Source organism: Citrobacter freundii complex sp. CFNIH4 (assembly GCF_002934505.1).
Classification (GTDB): domain Bacteria; phylum Pseudomonadota; class Gammaproteobacteria; order Enterobacterales; family Enterobacteriaceae; genus Citrobacter; species Citrobacter freundii.
Genome location: NZ_CP026234.1, coordinates 97,306 through 111,455 on the forward strand (window position 1 = coordinate 97,306; position 14,150 = coordinate 111,455).

Annotated in this window: 28 protein-coding genes; 3 read left to right on the forward strand and 25 right to left on the reverse strand. The window is 48.8% G+C overall.

Annotated features, from left to right (window positions below):
• Positions 1-21 precede the first annotated feature (21 nt).
• A complete protein-coding gene (locus tag C2U41_RS28150) occupies positions 22-252 on the forward strand; it encodes a hypothetical protein (RefSeq protein ID WP_007372299.1) in 231 nt (76 codons plus the stop codon).
• A gap of 67 nt (positions 253-319) precedes the next feature.
• Here C2U41_RS28150 and C2U41_RS28155 read toward each other — a convergent pair whose 3' ends face one another.
• The 4 genes from C2U41_RS28155 to C2U41_RS28170 all read right to left on the reverse strand — a co-directional run bounded on the left by C2U41_RS28155 (position 320) and on the right by C2U41_RS28170 (position 2,252).
• Positions 320-586: a hypothetical protein gene (locus C2U41_RS28155; RefSeq protein ID WP_007372298.1), complete on the reverse strand. Its 267-nt coding sequence runs from the start codon at positions 584-586 to the stop codon at positions 320-322.
• 49 nt (positions 587-635) lie between these two features.
• Positions 636-1,190 carry a hypothetical protein gene (locus C2U41_RS28160; RefSeq protein WP_007372297.1) on the reverse strand — a complete coding sequence of 185 codons (555 nt, stop codon included), beginning with the start codon at positions 1,188-1,190 and terminating at the stop codon, positions 636-638.
• 158 nt (positions 1,191-1,348) lie between these two features.
• Positions 1,349-1,690, reverse strand: a complete 342-nt coding sequence (locus C2U41_RS28165) for a hypothetical protein (protein WP_007372296.1) — start codon at positions 1,688-1,690, stop codon at positions 1,349-1,351.
• A gap of 118 nt (positions 1,691-1,808) precedes the next feature.
• Positions 1,809-2,252, reverse strand: a complete 444-nt coding sequence (locus C2U41_RS28170; RefSeq protein ID WP_007372295.1) for a hypothetical protein — start codon at positions 2,250-2,252, stop codon at positions 1,809-1,811.
• A gap of 237 nt (positions 2,253-2,489) precedes the next feature.
• On the opposite strand from C2U41_RS28170, the gene C2U41_RS28175 reads away from it, so the two are divergent.
• Positions 2,490-2,828 carry a hypothetical protein gene (locus C2U41_RS28175; RefSeq protein WP_007372294.1) on the forward strand — a complete coding sequence of 113 codons (339 nt, stop codon included), beginning with the start codon at positions 2,490-2,492 and terminating at the stop codon, positions 2,826-2,828.
• A 362-nt stretch (positions 2,829-3,190) separates the two neighbouring features.
• Here C2U41_RS28175 and C2U41_RS28180 read toward each other — a convergent pair whose 3' ends face one another.
• The 11 genes from C2U41_RS28180 to C2U41_RS28225 all read right to left on the reverse strand — a co-directional run bounded on the left by C2U41_RS28180 (position 3,191) and on the right by C2U41_RS28225 (position 8,380).
• Positions 3,191-3,517 (reverse strand): hypothetical protein, encoded by a 327-nt coding sequence (locus C2U41_RS28180; protein WP_007372293.1) that lies wholly within the window; start codon positions 3,515-3,517, stop codon positions 3,191-3,193.
• A gap of 83 nt (positions 3,518-3,600) precedes the next feature.
• Positions 3,601-3,999, reverse strand: coding sequence for a hypothetical protein (locus tag C2U41_RS28185; RefSeq protein WP_007372292.1), 399 nt, complete (start codon positions 3,997-3,999; stop codon positions 3,601-3,603).
• 10 nt (positions 4,000-4,009) lie between these two features.
• Complete coding sequence (locus C2U41_RS28190; RefSeq protein WP_016241556.1) at positions 4,010-4,297, reverse strand: glutaredoxin family protein; 288 nt, start codon at positions 4,295-4,297, stop codon at positions 4,010-4,012.
• Positions 4,298-4,598: 301 nt separating this feature from the next.
• Complete coding sequence (locus C2U41_RS28195) at positions 4,599-5,069, reverse strand: HAD domain-containing protein (RefSeq protein ID WP_007372290.1); 471 nt, start codon at positions 5,067-5,069, stop codon at positions 4,599-4,601.
• Between the two features lie 82 nt (positions 5,070-5,151).
• Positions 5,152-5,769: a hypothetical protein gene (locus C2U41_RS28200; RefSeq protein WP_007372289.1), complete on the reverse strand. Its 618-nt coding sequence runs from the start codon at positions 5,767-5,769 to the stop codon at positions 5,152-5,154.
• A 69-nt stretch (positions 5,770-5,838) separates the two neighbouring features.
• Positions 5,839-6,393, reverse strand: a complete 555-nt coding sequence (locus C2U41_RS28205; protein WP_007372288.1) for a hypothetical protein — start codon at positions 6,391-6,393, stop codon at positions 5,839-5,841.
• Between the two features lie 154 nt (positions 6,394-6,547).
• Positions 6,548-6,706: a hypothetical protein gene (locus tag C2U41_RS29585; protein ID WP_016241558.1), complete on the reverse strand. Its 159-nt coding sequence runs from the start codon at positions 6,704-6,706 to the stop codon at positions 6,548-6,550.
• Positions 6,707-6,726: 20 nt separating this feature from the next.
• Positions 6,727-7,035, reverse strand: a complete 309-nt coding sequence (locus C2U41_RS28210; RefSeq protein ID WP_007372286.1) for a CcdB family protein — start codon at positions 7,033-7,035, stop codon at positions 6,727-6,729.
• Between the two features lie 2 nt (positions 7,036-7,037).
• Positions 7,038-7,277, reverse strand: a complete 240-nt coding sequence (locus tag C2U41_RS28215) for a type II toxin-antitoxin system CcdA family antitoxin (RefSeq protein ID WP_007372285.1) — start codon at positions 7,275-7,277, stop codon at positions 7,038-7,040.
• 138 nt (positions 7,278-7,415) lie between these two features.
• A complete protein-coding gene (locus C2U41_RS29590; protein ID WP_008786596.1) occupies positions 7,416-7,880 on the reverse strand; it encodes a hypothetical protein in 465 nt (154 codons plus the stop codon).
• A complete protein-coding gene (locus C2U41_RS28225; RefSeq protein WP_227675202.1) occupies positions 7,877-8,380 on the reverse strand; it encodes a hypothetical protein in 504 nt (167 codons plus the stop codon). Before C2U41_RS28225 ends, C2U41_RS29590 begins: the two co-directional genes overlap by 4 nt.
• Before the next feature lie 41 nt (positions 8,381-8,421).
• Here C2U41_RS28225 and C2U41_RS28230 point away from each other — a divergent pair.
• Positions 8,422-9,119 (forward strand): IS1 family transposase gene (locus C2U41_RS28230; RefSeq protein WP_094106546.1). Its coding sequence is split into 2 segments (ribosomal slippage): positions 8,422-8,671 and positions 8,671-9,119, totalling 699 coding nucleotides; the frame shifts between segments, so codons are not numbered across the junction.
• Positions 9,120-9,784: 665 nt separating this feature from the next.
• Here the strand turns inward: C2U41_RS28230 and C2U41_RS28240 are convergent.
• From C2U41_RS28240 to C2U41_RS28275, 10 genes are all read right to left on the reverse strand, one after another.
• Positions 9,785-10,417, reverse strand: a complete 633-nt coding sequence (locus C2U41_RS28240) for a hypothetical protein (protein WP_007372282.1) — start codon at positions 10,415-10,417, stop codon at positions 9,785-9,787.
• Positions 10,418-10,432: 15 nt separating this feature from the next.
• A complete protein-coding gene (locus tag C2U41_RS29595; protein ID WP_007372281.1) occupies positions 10,433-10,573 on the reverse strand; it encodes a hypothetical protein in 141 nt (46 codons plus the stop codon).
• Positions 10,574-10,720: 147 nt separating this feature from the next.
• Positions 10,721-11,179, reverse strand: a complete 459-nt coding sequence (locus C2U41_RS28245) for a hypothetical protein (protein WP_008786599.1) — start codon at positions 11,177-11,179, stop codon at positions 10,721-10,723.
• A 52-nt stretch (positions 11,180-11,231) separates the two neighbouring features.
• Positions 11,232-11,489 (reverse strand): Lar family restriction alleviation protein, encoded by a 258-nt coding sequence (locus C2U41_RS28250; RefSeq protein WP_306083951.1) that lies wholly within the window; start codon positions 11,487-11,489, stop codon positions 11,232-11,234.
• Positions 11,452-12,147, reverse strand: coding sequence for a hypothetical protein (locus C2U41_RS28255; protein ID WP_007372278.1), 696 nt, complete (start codon positions 12,145-12,147; stop codon positions 11,452-11,454). Before C2U41_RS28255 ends, C2U41_RS28250 begins: the two co-directional genes overlap by 38 nt.
• A 130-nt stretch (positions 12,148-12,277) precedes the next feature.
• Positions 12,278-12,469 (reverse strand): hypothetical protein, encoded by a 192-nt coding sequence (locus C2U41_RS28260; RefSeq protein ID WP_016241560.1) that lies wholly within the window; start codon positions 12,467-12,469, stop codon positions 12,278-12,280.
• Positions 12,470-12,650: 181 nt separating this feature from the next.
• Positions 12,651-13,046 carry a hypothetical protein gene (locus C2U41_RS28265; protein ID WP_024196081.1) on the reverse strand — a complete coding sequence of 132 codons (396 nt, stop codon included), beginning with the start codon at positions 13,044-13,046 and terminating at the stop codon, positions 12,651-12,653.
• Positions 13,047-13,072: 26 nt separating this feature from the next.
• On the reverse strand, positions 13,073-13,237 hold the full coding sequence (locus tag C2U41_RS29600) for a hypothetical protein (RefSeq protein WP_007372277.1): 165 nt from the start codon (positions 13,235-13,237) through the stop codon (positions 13,073-13,075).
• Positions 13,238-13,318: 81 nt separating this feature from the next.
• Positions 13,319-13,741 (reverse strand): hypothetical protein, encoded by a 423-nt coding sequence (locus tag C2U41_RS28270; protein WP_024196082.1) that lies wholly within the window; start codon positions 13,739-13,741, stop codon positions 13,319-13,321.
• A gap of 87 nt (positions 13,742-13,828) precedes the next feature.
• Positions 13,829-14,149 (reverse strand): hypothetical protein, encoded by a 321-nt coding sequence (locus tag C2U41_RS28275; protein WP_016241561.1) that lies wholly within the window; start codon positions 14,147-14,149, stop codon positions 13,829-13,831.
• Position 14,150 lies beyond the last annotated feature (1 nt).

Below are 14,150 nucleotides of genomic sequence, written 5' to 3' on the forward strand. Positions count from 1 at the left end.
TGACGAACTGAGGTGTCTCTGATGATTCAGAAAGCGAAAGTCGCTAAAGCGTTTATCTCTGTAATTGCCTTGTTCGCCTTTGTCTACTGGGGACTTGATCCCGATTCAATTTGTCAGGCAGTTGGTGACGCATCTCAAACCTGCGGTTACTCCGGCAAGAATGGCGATGCGAGTCTGGTTGGTTCCGTGTTTGCTCTGATGCTGACGGTGTTGGCGGGTGCGATGCTTTGGGCGTGGGTCAGGAAAGGCTAATCAGAACTCTTGCAACTCCCTCCGTGATGCCGGGTGACGCTCCTCACTGAGCGCCACCAGTCAGTCATTACAAACGGGTTGATGATTCAATCGCGGGCGGAAGGCTACTATTCAGCGCGTCGAACCCGCCAAATGCCCGGCCCTCTTTTGTCAGCACCAGATGCATCGGCGTTTCGTTGATATTACGGGCGATGTAATCGTTGATGAATGCCCGCGCCTGATCGGCATTTTTAACCTCTGCTGTTTCCGGCATGGAGTTATGGGAACGATTAAAGACGACAGAGACATAATTCCCTTCAATTCTTACCGGGCGAGTCGATACGGTGAGTTTCATGGTCATTTTCCTGTAGTGAGTGTTGTGTGTATTGGTGTTCTGCCACTATCTACTGCAACGTTGCGGCCACAGGGCGAAGAATTGCTATCGCCTTTGATAACGCCTGCCGCTCACCACCATCAAGGATTCTGACTGCTTCTACGCAAGCCGCTTCTGCTGTATCAGCACGTTCTACCAACGTCCTGACGGTATTTTCATATGATCCGCAATCAGGCTCCTGATTGCTGTCTTCGCTCAGCGTGTTCCATGACTCAGTGAGGTTAACTGCAACAGCGACCAATTGGTCAGTGCTGATATCACCTTTTACGCAACGGCAGGCCACTTCAGCGCCCAGACGTTCAGCAATGTCGTAGTACCAGACTCCCGGTTCTTCAGATGCCTGATACGCAGGTTCGCAGGCTTTACAGATCTGCTCTGCGGCATCCAACATCCAGTGAGCACATTCAATTTCGCCACCAGCCAGCGTTTCACAGATCATTGTCTGTACGCTGTCACAGTTGAAGGTGAGGGGGATAGGATTAGCCACTGATAATGCGGTCAGACGGGAGACTTCATGCTGGAAGCCCTGAAACATGAACATGGCGCAGATAGCTGGATTTAACATGGTAGACCCCTGTAGTTATGTGTGTTGTTCGTTTTGTTTACATAACCAGTTAACCACGCTCCCCGCAGGTGACGAAGGCTTTCGGGGCAGAAAATTCACAAAAAAAACCGACCATTAAGGCCGGTTATGATCTGGAGTATATGGGGCTGAAAACCGCGTTATGCCTTCACTTTCGCCATAAACAGCTGCATGGTTTCTTCAGCAAGCGGAGTGCCAACCTGCTCAAGAACATACTCCGCGACATGCGGGGTGAGAATGAAGTCGATAAACTCCGGCAAGGACATGCTGTTCAGGCTCGGTAGCTGTCTGGACAGTGCATTCTGGTAATTTTCCACTTCACCCAGTTTGCGCTCGGGCCAGCCCACCAGCTCAGGGTGCTTTTCCTTAAGTGCGAGGCCGCGCTCCGGGAAACTGTTACTGATGGGGTGTCTGGCGAGGGTGGGGATCAGGAGATTCGCCAGAAAATCCACTTTCTCGTAATCAAGACAGACAGAATTCATATAGGTTTACCTCTTGCCACTGGCTATGATGTTCGCTTGCTATCTGGAAAACTCTACCAAAGCGGCTGGCGATATCTCATTGAAAACGCCAGCAGAATGCGGTCATTTCCAGCAGGAGTTACCCCATCTGATAACTGTCATAAGATGCCCCGCAGGCTTCCACCAGCGCATCCAGATCACCGGTAAACTCTCTGGCCCGCTTCATCAATGCACGGTGTAATTCCGCTGGTGGAATGTCATCGCTACTCTTCGCCGGGTATTCAACACTGAACGCGATGGTAAACGCATGGCTATACCACGGCCCGGCATTCTGGTTTTCAAAGCGGGCCATCAGCTGGCTTTCGGTTGTATCGGTAGCAAATGTATCGAGGTGGACGACATCGACCGGCACGTTGAGTGCCCCGGCAGTGGTTGATGCCAGCTGCCGGGCTTCGTCTCCTCGCTCTGGTGGTGCGCAGTAGAGACATTTCCCGTTCAGTACCACCAGCGTCTGACCGTAGGTCGTACTGACGATACTCACGGTGTTAGCCGGTTGCGGGTGTGTGGTTGCAGTGTGCTGCATGGTGTTCTCCATTAGGTCACTCACATGGCAACCAGCTTACCCGGCACAATTCAGCTGACGAAATCAGGACGGACTGGTGTATATCGTTCGCAAAATAAAGATATTTTTTATCATCAGCACCGGTAGTTACGGGGCAAATTGCAGGTATCCGGTACAATGGTGATATGAAGGGCATTACATGCAGAATCGTGTGGCCCGGCAGACGGATACCGAATATCAGCAGAAGGAACCAGGACAATGCAGGAACTCGACTTTGACCATATCCAGATAAACCTGAACCCGCGAGCGTGTGCTGTCACACCTATCCCGGAAGACCTGAAAAGGGAGCTGGCTTATCTGGGCGCTATCGCAGAGAGAAAGAAATTCGCGGCAAGCCTGATTGTTAATCTCTACAACCCGGACGTTTGCGGGGCGAATATGTACAAACTCACGGCCTATTGCCGTAACGAGTCATGCGATACCCTTCGCGATGGCATGATGACCCTGATACAGCTTTGTGCATACATGGAGTCACATGAGATCTATGGCGAGACGTTTGTCAAAAAGCTGATTAAACAATGGGAGTTTCGTAAGTAGTCTGCTGCTTCAAAATACCTTTCTGACAGGGCGCTATGTGCGCCCTTTTATTTTAAAAAAACGGGAAGGTCTTGCCCGGGTATTACCTGCTATTTTCAACTACCAAACCACAACGGCAGAAGAAAATTGACCAGTCGAAGCAATTCGACCAGGAGTTCGACATACAGGAAATGGAAGTCTTTCATAACAGTCTCTTCATATAATTGGCTCGACAAAATCGTTGCATCACGACGATCGCAGGTGTGAGGTTTGTTTTCTTCGTGGGGGTTGTCAGCTATCACGACATTGAGGCAGGCAAGCGCAGGTGTCACAGTTTCGGGTATATTTTATGCTGGTGGGGTGACCACCAGCTGCGGGTATAGTTACTTAATGGTTTTCAGGAGGGTGAACTTGGTTTTGCACCGGGTGCATTGCGCTTTCAGAGACCCGGAGCGCACCTGTTTCAGTTTCCCGGCGCACTGGGTACAGGCTACGTCCTTCACACGTTGTGCCATTCGCTCATCCACAGCGAGTGTTTTGGTCGGGTTATGCTTACGCTTGGGAGCCTTCAAAAGCCCCAGCGCCCGCAACGTGGCTTTGTACTCCCGGGTGATCCATTGACCGTCGCGCTCATAGTGCAGGCCATCCCCCATCATATCGCCAAGCTGTATCAGCCGCTGATGCAGCACTTTTTCTTCTTCAGGACTCATATACCGTGCTCTCTTTAAATTATTGAGACGGAACCGAGCCGATTGATACCTCATATGAGGCCACCAGCGTCTTTACTGGCGTTTCAACGAAGCTGACGCTCTGCTGAGTAGAGTCGAATGAGAATCGCGTCCAGCGCCCCACAGAGCGCGATCCTGAAGCTTTCGCTATGACCGTCCCGTTCGCGCATCTCCAGAAGGGCATCCAGCTCGTTATCGTCAATCGGCAGTGGCCCGGAACAGAAGGTTTTCACCATGTCAGAGGTGTCAGGGTTTATACCTGCAATGCGCAGGATATCGGGAACCTCAGACCGGTAGATCACCGGTCGGCCTGATGGCGGTGTCCACGTTATCGGCTCTATCTTCAGTTGCGGTAAGCCAGCACCGGCGAGGGCGTTATTCAGATCGTCTATAAGCACGACATCCGCTCCTGAAGGAGGATGTACGCCGAGGGCCGCAGGGATTTCGACAGAGATATTGTGCATGGCGTTTACCTCAGTGAAGGACGTGATTAACCAGCGACGGGGGGATATCGAGTGACCCGACACTCCAGCCATTGGCAGTTGTCGCAATAAGATCTGGCCGGAACCCACCCCAACCCGTCACACGGCCCGAATCGTTGACCACCACCACCAGCGGCGCACCGGTATTTTGTGTCAGGCGAACGAGATCTGCGTTGTCCACCAGCGGGATCTCATTCACGTCCACCCCAGCCAGAGAAAAGCGGGTAAGCGTCATGCGACATTTCGGACAATCAGGGGCAGTAAACACAGTAATTTTCATTGGGATAGCCTGGTGTATACGGGATATATTCATTATCCCAGCTTTCCGCTTCTGACGAAGCGTTGCGCGGGTAATCAGAGCGTAAGCAGGTAAGATATTGTTGGGGCCATCCTGCAACATCAGTTGCGCCAGTTGCCTGGCTATTCGTCGCTCTCTCCATTAGAGAAAATAAACCAAATAAGCAGAACGCCTCCGACCCACATTCCAACAAAGAGGCAAATACCGATCAGGTCATAGACGTATTGTGGGATTTCATTCATAACGCATCCTCATTAATAATTTGTATTCAGCCTTAAACCGGTCATTTCATTAACCGAATCCGGTCTATCAAAGCGCTACCCTGCGTTGCATTCAGCCCCTCGTGCCGGTGAGTCAGGAACAGGGCAGGGCAGTCAGTTGGAAAGAGTCGAGCGGTATCGTCCACGAAGGTGTAATGCTGTAGGCCGAACCGTTTAACGACCGCCATGCATTCGTGATAACGCACGTGGTTATTCACCAGCCCATCCAGATCGGGATTGAGTCCAGCAATCCGATCGCGTATACCCGCAGGGAAATGACTCAGCACCATCTCCCGGGGTACGCCGGTACGCCAGTTTGTGGAAAGGATAATTCCCGTCTGCGGGCATTGCGTCAGCACGTGATCCAGCACAGGCATAAACTCCAGTGACCCGTTTTCCGCCCGGTGGAGTACACCGTCGATGTCCAGGAAAATCCAGTGACGACGGGCATCTATTTCCAGCCAGAACTCGCCCGCAGAGCGCCGGGTCGACATACAATCTATATCGTCCTGACAGGTAAACCTGACTAACCACTTCTGTAATAATCGGAACATAGAGGCCTCTCGCGGTAGTTGACTATATGCAGAACCGGCAACCATCAAAATCATACGGATTCTGTTGCCATGAAATACGGCCACACCCGGGGCAATTCCAGCGAGTCAGCCCCTTTGACTGTCGGCGATTTTGGCGTTTCAGCCAGGCAGGCATCAGCAGACCGGCCCCCTGCGTCATTTTACGGCGGTCTATCCGCTCAACACTGAAGGTAGGGCGCTTTGCAGCGTCAGGGATGTGATGGGGTAACCAGACGACATCAGGTCTATCTGCCTGTGGTGAGTCAAAAACTCTGGCAAGGGAAAAATCCGTGGTAGTACCCGCATCAGCCAGCCAGAACAGATCGTTTCCGTCCCATTGGCCATTAACGAAGCCGACATATTTGGTGGCGCTTTCGGAGAGAATGGTTTTTCCCGGTACAAACTGATGATCAACATGAAACACGAGATGGCGGTCGACTGCATCGGCATCAACCGGCAGGTCAAACTCCCGTCCCGTATTCCATGCGCGTTGTGCTTCCTCGCGGGTGTAAACCCGGGCATTACGCTGATCGGTGCTGTAACCTCTGCCGTGATGGCTATGAAAAGCGGTATTGCTACCAACGGTGTCACGCAAGCTGACCAGATAAAAACGGTCTTTCATGAAACACTCCAGAGGATGATGGCAGGAAAATAGCCCGGCGCGGCGGATACCGACACCGGGGAGGAGGGGTTAGCTTTCGATTTTGCTGACGTTTACGGTGTCATCGTCGTTACGCTTTACACCCAGCATGGTATCGCCATCGACTTCGATAATGCCGTCAAAGTAGTCGGTCATTTCGTCATAGCTGACTTCATCAAGGTCATCCAGCCGGTAGGAAGAGCCATCCGGCAGAACAAACTGACCATCCAGCGTGGCAAGGTCATACGCCAGCGGGGTAACCGTGAAGTAATACTCATCGGTGAACCAGACCGCGCCAACCACCAGTGGGTGAGAAATGTGGAATTCGACGGTGTTATAGCCCTGCGCTGCGATTGCATCCAGCAAATCAATGAAGCCGGGCATCGTATCGCCATCCCAGCCATCAGCCGATAAGGAAGGCTTGAGGTTATCCCAGTCGCTCAGACTGAAAAACACTGTGCCCTCACCGTCATCGCTGATATGGGATGAAATGTACGTCGCGCTTGCTTTTGAAGCCATTGCAAACAGGAAGTCCTCATCGAGCACGTGTTTGAGGGAGGTTTTAAAAACCTTGTCAGTGCCTGCTGCCGGGATAATCGCTAACATGAAACACCTCAGTGGTTGTGTTGGTCTGTTTTTATTATCGAACGACTGAGTCTGCTGACGAAGGAAAAAAGGGGACAAAAAGAGGCTGTTTTCTCAATAAAATCAGAAAGATTGTGACGGCCCGAATTCAGATGAAACGGGCGCAGACGGGGGGTTATTTGCTGGCGGATTCGGCTTCGTAAATGACTTCGTCGGCCCAGTCTCGATCAAATCCCGGCATCACCGGTAATGCTGCAACGACATCGGTAGGGAGGGCATCAATATAATCGCGCATGGCTTTTGCCACTTCCAGCAGTTCATTTTGCTTCATCATTTTCTCGCTCATTATCTCTGTCAGAAACCATCCAGCAGGAAGTCCACCGCACTTTTGATAGTGTGCCGGAACGGAGATGCGTCCATGACCGCCTGACCGAGCTGCTTCACGCGGACTGAAGCCATTTCATGCGTCATCAGGATAACGTCATTCCCTTCCACCTGTATGACCGGAGTTAATCGCGCAACCGGGGCCGAGGCTCCTTTTTTAAGCCGATGAAGGGGGATCACCAGGCGGGTATTTAACTCGCCAATGATGTCGCTCTGTATATCCAGCAGGTAAGGGTATGCCTGGCTGTTGCCGGGATTGCGGTAAACGGTATATTGCATTATCAGAACGTCCTGTATTCGTCAGACAGTAACCCATGCTCTTCAGTGATGCGGTTCAACTCCTGAATACCAGCACGATTCTGTCGTTTCCATTCTTCCGCTGCACTGGCCTTCAGTTTGCTCTGAAGCGCTTCTGCCAGCGTGGCGGACAAGTTAATCCCAGCGTCTTTTGCCTGCTGTACGAGCATTGGCTCAAGGGTGACACTGACGGTTTTTTTCTGGCGAGCAGCTGTAGCCTGCATGTGTCCTCCAATAAAAAAGCACGTGTCGATTACACGTGCTTTAAGTATGCGCCCATTTTATCCCACCAGCAAATTTGTTTGCCTCCGAGAGAGTCTACTGCGTCAGTTCAGCAGGTCAGATGGCCTAGACCGCAGAGGCTACGTTTTTCCAATCATGATAAGCAACACACGCCTGTTTGGCAGGTTGGCTGCAACTTTAGCTGCTTTATCAATGCTTTGTGCTGTATACACTACCCCTCTTTCTTTCAGGTTCTCCGCGTTCTGACGCAGCGTTTCCTCTGAAAAGCTGGACGACTCATCAATGCCAACTGGGCCGGGCTTTGCACCGCGCAAACTGAATGGCACAGGGCCATGCCAATCATTCTTTACCAGTAACAGTCGGGCATCAATGATCCGTCCTGGTAGCGTTCTTTCGATGAGGTAACTTTTTCCGGTTCCAGTGCTGCCAATCAGGCAAACGGTGTAACCGAAACGCAATGCCCATCGAATGATTAGAGCCCAATACCGCGCCCGGAACGCGGAAATGACAGGCATTTCACCTGGTCTAAATACCGCTGCGAAAAGACATGAATAGCTATATTTCTCAGCGTTACAATCTTTCATAAAACTTTATCCAGTGATGTGTTTTTGGGGAATTTTCTGCCCGCCCAGCAGGTAGCTGGTGTATCTGAAGTACATAACATCTTGTAGTTGCCTCTGACTATCTCTCTGGATATAGACTTATCAAATTCATTTCTATCCATATCAAATAGCCAGTAGAACCCATCAGCATAGATAATTGTGGTTCGATTGGGATCCGAAGCTACGACGCGAGCATCCGTAATCAAATTCTCCTCATAGCGCAAAGGCGAAGCGGAGAAAAAGAATATTATTAATACGAACCAACTCCCTATGAAACACGGTAAAACATGTTTTTTGCAATCCTTTAAACCATCTTTGTTGCCTTTCATTTTGTAGTCATAAAGACCAAGCAAAAAAAGTAAGAAAGAAAAAGCAAACCCCAGAAAAACGTGAGTATAAAACTGATGGATGCCGTCACTCCATGTAATACTGATACTTCCAGCATTTGTTCTTTTTGTTGTTATTTCTGGTAATGCTGCCAACTTACTGATTTAGTGTATGATGGTGATTTTAAGGTGCTTGCGTGGCTTCCATTTCCATCAGATGTCCTTCCTGCTCCGCTACTGAAGGCGTGGTGCGTAACGGCAAAAGCACTGCCGGACATCAGCGCTATCTCTGCTCTCATTGCCGTAAAACATGGCAACTACAGTTCACTTACACCGCCTCTCAGCCCGGTACGCACCAGAAAATCATTGATATGGCCATGAATGGCGTCGGATGTCGCGCCAGTGCACGCATTATGGGCGTTGGCCTCAACACGGTTTTACGTCACTTAAAAAACTCAGGCCGCAGTCGGTAACCTCGCGCATACAACCGGGCAGTGATGTGATTGTCTGCGCTGAAATGGACGAACAGTGGGGCTACGTCGGTGCTAAATCACGTCAGCGCTGGCTGTTTTACGCGTATGACAGGATACGGAGGACGGTTGTGGCGCACGTCTTCGGTGAACGCACTCTGGCCACACTGGAGCGTCTTCTGAGCCTGCTGTCGGCCTTTGAGGTCGTGGTATGGATGACGGATGGCTGGCCGCTGTATGAATCCCGCCTGAAGGGAAAGCTGCACGTTATCAGCAAGCGTTACACTCAGCGCATTGAGCGACATAACCTGAATCTGAGACAACATCTGGCAAGGCTGGGACGGAAGTCACTGTCGTTCTCAAAATCGGTGGAGCTGCATGACAAGGTCATCGGGCATTATCTGAACATAAAACACTATCAGTAAGTTGGAGTCATTACCTTATTTCTAATACGGAAATGAAAATGGCTGTTAACTGACTAAAACAAAATATTTTTATGCTTAATTCAGACTTAAACGCTTTGTTATATACTAATACAATCACAAAAAGTATTACGATTACAAAAGCTGTAATCATAAACTCACTCATCATCATGAGCACACTGTTATTAATACTGTAATTTATGTTCATCATCACTCCTTAATTTCACAACTTTTCATCATTTTATTTGAGAATTGACAGGCTTATCGAGTAGGGGGTTTAGCGTCCTTGAATATGTTCGCTCGTGTGGCGCTCACTAGACACCAGATAACAGAAGAAAGCAGAGCAAGCATTGCGTAAACCATTCGGAAGTTTGAATCCCACTTCGCGGTTACTATTGATTCATCGACCGCCTCGCGAACGCAGGGAGATTCGATAAGTGTCGGGGGAGTCGTGGATTGTGGCTCTTCGGTACATACCATTAGTTTGCCGACCGGAGCACCATCAATGACAGCCCTGGCTGCACTAACCAGATGCGCTGAAGGTGAACCTGAATAGTTCATGCAGATGAACGTGATAAATAAAGCAATCGCCGGGCCGGAGACCAGAGTGAAGAATGCGAAGCTGCGGCAGGCCGTAGTATGGCGATGCAAATTAGCGAGAAATGTCATCATGATTTGTCACTCTGGGTTTTAGTCGTATCCGACTCGGTGTCACATCGCTGGAAAGCTACTTGAGGAGGAATTTGATCAACCCCGGTAAAGCAATATTTCAGGGATAGTTGCTTTTTTCCCTCATCCAGTCCAACAAAAAAGATATCGACCGGATCTTCATGAAGTAGCTCTTTTGAGAGCCGGTTGTAGGCCATCCAGCTCCCAACCATATCGACCATTGGCTTAAATTTATCAGTTGCGTTATCTGTAGGTTTAAATGGAATTACACGGAAAACATTCCATCGTGAGCAACGAACCAGCAATTGAGCATCACTCTGAAAGACGTCCAGATCAGTGTTATTTGTCAGGACTTTACACAGCGACTTGAGATCGTTACCCCTGACCTCCAGTTGGCTGAAGCTTCTATAATACTTTTCACATCCAGTTAAGTGCTGAGCGTAGCACTGCTTCAACAGTGTTGTGTCGTTACTGGCCTGCAATTGAGTATCTTTCGCCACATAGGCATCACTGATAAGAAAATCGGGATAGAGGTGTCCCTCCCATAGCAGTTTCTCGGCGATAGCGCCCCCCAGCACCACCACCAATAAGATAAAAAAAATTGGGAACGTCTTACCCAGAGGTATTTTCATAAATCTCACCAGTCGTTAATTTGAGGTAAATTTGCTTTCCAGATTCAGAATGCATTTTTCATGTGCATACATGACGGCGGAATCATGGCCGTAATAGAGTTCGCCATTTTCACGCTGCCACTCACGCGCTTTTCGGGTACGGAATGCTTCTGACATATGTTTTCCACACAACTCACATGGCCCGAAAAAGTCGCTGCTGCGGCCTGTTGATTTTGTGAGTCTGACGATATTGCCTGTAGGTCTACCCATACTGCCCCCTGTGCTGCTGGCATTGACCGGCTGTCTGCCGTGCTAAATGAGTGGTTATTTATCCGCGTCATCATCGGATTCTTTCGGCACGAGTTTTGTATAGCTAAATGTCATATCAGAGGGACGGATCCCATAGCGCCACGGCTTTCTGCGGTAGTTAACTGCCTCGCTTACCATCCAGCAGATAAGAGCGATACCCGCCACTATCAGGTAGCCTTTGAGCAACAGCGAGTCCCATTGTTTAATGGCATCATCGGCATTCACCACGTGTCGCTGGCATTCTGAGGAGCGGAACGCGGCAAACACTGCTTTCTCTTCAGGGCAAACCATGACCGAGGTGCTGGTGGCATTTCCAACCAGACTACGGGCCTGATCGAGGAAGACCTTGGATGGTGAACTGGTAAGAACTGTGCAGAACAGAATGAGCAGTAACGCAACTGCCGGAGCAGTGACAAACGAGAAAATGAATGCCTGCCCGGATTTCCATAAAACGTCGCTGATGTAAAATTTCATGTCGGTGTTTCCTCTTATCGGTATTCAGGCCCAGAGCAGCCCGGGGCTTAATTTATGCTGACTGGAGTCCGCCAGATTGTTTCTCTTCAGCGCGGGTATTCCAGCGCGTCACAGCGGCTTGTTCGGAGTCCTGAAACGCCACCGTGGCCTCACAGGAATTGCAGCAGGCGCGAAAATTATTCGAAATCTCCCGAACCCGGATAGATGAACAACCGCAGAAAGGGCAGGGCTTGACGTTATCGTGTCTCATCGTATTTCCTCGCTGGTGGGCTTTATCCACCGAAGCTATTGAGCCGAATTTCAGGTTCATCACCGAGCTCGTACATGTGTCCCATTTCGTTCATGATGGTGCTACTGCCATTGAACCAGGTAACCATGCATCGCCAGTGCTGACTGCCGTTTTCACCCCAGCGGCTCACGCCCGCAGCATCCATTTCGTCTTCAGTGATAAAGAAATCCGCGCCCGGCAGTTTCTCGGCATCAAGGCAGATCTCAGGCTCAACGACGAAGCAGATACCGTTGCTGTTCATGACGTACATACGCCGCTCAAGGGTTTCAGTACTGACAATGACCTGCTTATCAGAAGTAAGGTGTGATTTAGTGACTTCCATGCGAATCAGGTTCTTTGCATTAGCCTGTCCACTCGCAAAAACCATTGACGCATTGCGAACCATTAACTCAGCAGCTTCTTCACCGAAGCTACGAAGGCCCATCAGTGCAAGCAACTCACTACATTCGGCTTTACCGAGGTTGCCAGTAGTCAGATTAACCACGCCTTGTAGAGTGCTCAGTTCAACCGGTTGTGACCGGAGGATGTCGCGAAGCAGTGTATTACCCGCCGTGCCCGGGTCGCTCCAACTGGAGGATTCGGGACGCTGATTTTCAAGAAATAGGGCGCTTTGCAGTAAAGCCGCTGGTGGCTTTCCGGCAAAACTCAGTTTTACTCTGACCGAATCGAATGGGTGCATGACGGCGGTTTCTCCATAATATCGTGAAGCTAAAAACTGTTTTAATCCTATTATCCCACCGGTCGACAATTGACGAAGTAATCGGGTATGAAATGGACACCCCTTCGATAATTCACATATAGCGAAGCCTTTACGCCTTTGTCTTATCCGCAGGCTGGGGAATGCAATAACTTAAGATGGTGATAGTTTCCCCACGCTTTGCTTTAGGCGCGGCACTCTGGCATTCATCATAGGTTTTGTAGTCAGGTATTTTCTGAGAGGTGACACCACTTGGATTAAGACCACTTGAATAAAGCCCAATCACGAGAACTAAAGTAAACATGTTATTACTCCAGAATGTATTGATGGAAAGTAAGTGAGAATGCCATTATCCATTTCTCCTAAAATCCCGAAAAAACTTTTCAAGAAAGGTACTTTTCGGTTACTTCAGCGTAAGCATACTTAGATCGCAAAATGAGTGAATAAATAACTTTGCTCTGCAATTGTTTTTGCTGAACTTCAAATTAATCAGTCATCGATTTCATCAGGCAAGTGAAAAGCTGAGACGTAAAGCTTGCCATCATGAAAATCCAAACCATCTTGGCAGTGATAATCGGAAATTCGAGAGTGCCAATATAATAAATAATAATTATCAATCCCCCCAAGGCCAGACATCCAAGGAGACCTGCTGCTGCCTTTAGGAAATCACTGCCTTCAGGATTCTGGAATGTGAATCCAGTTATAATCAGCGAGGAAAAACAAGCGAACAAACAAGTTCTATACAAAGGCCAGTCCCCGGATATAACATTTTCTCGAATAAGCACTGCCCATATCAAAAATTCAATGCTGAAAATAATCAGCGGAACTGCGAGCACACGAAATGAAAGTTTTTCATATAAAGTGGTAATAATTGATGTCATAGCAAACCCCGCTTGCAATATTCAAATTAATTTTCGTGGTTTTTACCTGCTTTTAACAAACGCGTTATTTCATCAGTAAGGCAGAAACTTTTCCCAGATGATGGTTTCCCGATAACCACAACGTGACCAGTACTTGGAGTTCCCTCTACTTTAAAAAATGCAAGTTTTGCATCGATAATTTTATTTTTCATTGCATCGGTAACCTTGTATGACGTGGGGGTAAATTTTGTGCGTTAATGTTCAATGATAATATTAATCGCGAAATACTGTATCTATAGGGTCTGTTGATTAAGACTATCCCTCTTGAAGTAAAATACAATCATCATTCCTATCTGTATGGAATAGGAAGCCAATTCAGCATATGTTACATAATTGCTTGTGATGAAGGAAAAACCTCGCGCGATTACAAGTAGGAGTATTGATGCAATAAACACTAAAACCCAAACGGTAAGCATTCCCAGCACTGAAAGAAAGTACTCATATTCATTTGGGTCGTAAAATACAAATGCTGTTGAGAATATTGCAATAATACATAACGGAAGTGATGTAGCGAGTTCCGACCATTGAAGGTCAATTTTTCCAACCACCAGCAATGTAGAAATGACAGCGTACTGTATAGCCGATAGAACTGTTACCGGAATCGCAGCTCGAATGAACTTAAAAACAGAATGTTGTGTTTTAGCCTGGTTTTTCATGTGTTACCACCTGTCATTTGTTTCGAAACCAATCATAACCAGAGTGATAGATTTCAGAGTGAATAAACCACTACAAAACGCCCCCATTTATTGCTGGACATCATCCGCAGGAGTGGCATAAAACTCACGACCTGACGCGCCGAGTTTTTTCTGAAGCTTCTTTGTTGCTTCAGCCTGACTTCGGGCCTTGAAATAGAACGTCCTGATAAAATCCCCATTGTTGTAGTTAACGTCCTCTGGATTTGCCCATTTCTGCATAGCAACAAACCGGATAGAAGGCTTCGGGATGGTTTTCACCTCGACATACCCCCGGCCCTTGCAGCGAAAACACACACCGCCTTGAACGTGCCGGAACGCTCGGATCTCACCCTTACCACCCAGACAGCGTGGGCATTCAATTTTATGCATA

Coding starts and splice junctions, on each gene's coding strand:
- C2U41_RS28150 (WP_007372299.1), top strand. CDS start 22: ATGATTCAGAAAGCGAAAGTCGCTAAAGCGTTTATCTCTGTAATTGCC.
- C2U41_RS28155 (WP_007372298.1), bottom strand. CDS start 586: ATGAAACTCACCGTATCGACTCGCCCGGTAAGAATTGAAGGGAATTAT.
- C2U41_RS28160 (WP_007372297.1), bottom strand. CDS start 1,190: ATGTTAAATCCAGCTATCTGCGCCATGTTCATGTTTCAGGGCTTCCAG.
- C2U41_RS28165 (WP_007372296.1), bottom strand. CDS start 1,690: ATGAATTCTGTCTGTCTTGATTACGAGAAAGTGGATTTTCTGGCGAAT.
- C2U41_RS28170 (WP_007372295.1), bottom strand. CDS start 2,252: ATGCAGCACACTGCAACCACACACCCGCAACCGGCTAACACCGTGAGT.
- C2U41_RS28175 (WP_007372294.1), top strand. CDS start 2,490: ATGCAGGAACTCGACTTTGACCATATCCAGATAAACCTGAACCCGCGA.
- C2U41_RS28180 (WP_007372293.1), bottom strand. CDS start 3,517: ATGAGTCCTGAAGAAGAAAAAGTGCTGCATCAGCGGCTGATACAGCTT.
- C2U41_RS28185 (WP_007372292.1), bottom strand. CDS start 3,999: ATGCACAATATCTCTGTCGAAATCCCTGCGGCCCTCGGCGTACATCCT.
- C2U41_RS28190 (WP_016241556.1), bottom strand. CDS start 4,297: ATGAAAATTACTGTGTTTACTGCCCCTGATTGTCCGAAATGTCGCATG.
- C2U41_RS28195 (WP_007372290.1), bottom strand. CDS start 5,069: ATGTCGACCCGGCGCTCTGCGGGCGAGTTCTGGCTGGAAATAGATGCC.
- C2U41_RS28200 (WP_007372289.1), bottom strand. CDS start 5,769: ATGAAAGACCGTTTTTATCTGGTCAGCTTGCGTGACACCGTTGGTAGC.
- C2U41_RS28205 (WP_007372288.1), bottom strand. CDS start 6,393: ATGTTAGCGATTATCCCGGCAGCAGGCACTGACAAGGTTTTTAAAACC.
- C2U41_RS29585 (WP_016241558.1), bottom strand. CDS start 6,706: ATGATGAAGCAAAATGAACTGCTGGAAGTGGCAAAAGCCATGCGCGAT.
- C2U41_RS28210 (WP_007372286.1), bottom strand. CDS start 7,035: ATGCAATATACCGTTTACCGCAATCCCGGCAACAGCCAGGCATACCCT.
- C2U41_RS28215 (WP_007372285.1), bottom strand. CDS start 7,277: ATGCAGGCTACAGCTGCTCGCCAGAAAAAAACCGTCAGTGTCACCCTT.
- C2U41_RS29590 (WP_008786596.1), bottom strand. CDS start 7,880: ATGAAAGATTGTAACGCTGAGAAATATAGCTATTCATGTCTTTTCGCA.
- C2U41_RS28240 (WP_007372282.1), bottom strand. CDS start 10,417: ATGAAAATACCTCTGGGTAAGACGTTCCCAATTTTTTTTATCTTATTG.
- C2U41_RS29595 (WP_007372281.1), bottom strand. CDS start 10,573: ATGTCAGAAGCATTCCGTACCCGAAAAGCGCGTGAGTGGCAGCGTGAA.
- C2U41_RS28245 (WP_008786599.1), bottom strand. CDS start 11,179: ATGAAATTTTACATCAGCGACGTTTTATGGAAATCCGGGCAGGCATTC.
- C2U41_RS28250 (WP_306083951.1), bottom strand. CDS start 11,489: ATGAACCTGAAATTCGGCTCAATAGCTTCGGTGGATAAAGCCCACCAG.
- C2U41_RS28255 (WP_007372278.1), bottom strand. CDS start 12,147: ATGCACCCATTCGATTCGGTCAGAGTAAAACTGAGTTTTGCCGGAAAG.
- C2U41_RS28260 (WP_016241560.1), bottom strand. CDS start 12,469: ATGTTTACTTTAGTTCTCGTGATTGGGCTTTATTCAAGTGGTCTTAAT.
- C2U41_RS28265 (WP_024196081.1), bottom strand. CDS start 13,046: ATGACATCAATTATTACCACTTTATATGAAAAACTTTCATTTCGTGTG.
- C2U41_RS29600 (WP_007372277.1), bottom strand. CDS start 13,237: ATGAAAAATAAAATTATCGATGCAAAACTTGCATTTTTTAAAGTAGAG.
- C2U41_RS28270 (WP_024196082.1), bottom strand. CDS start 13,741: ATGAAAAACCAGGCTAAAACACAACATTCTGTTTTTAAGTTCATTCGA.
- C2U41_RS28275 (WP_016241561.1), bottom strand. CDS start 14,149: ATGCATAAAATTGAATGCCCACGCTGTCTGGGTGGTAAGGGTGAGATC.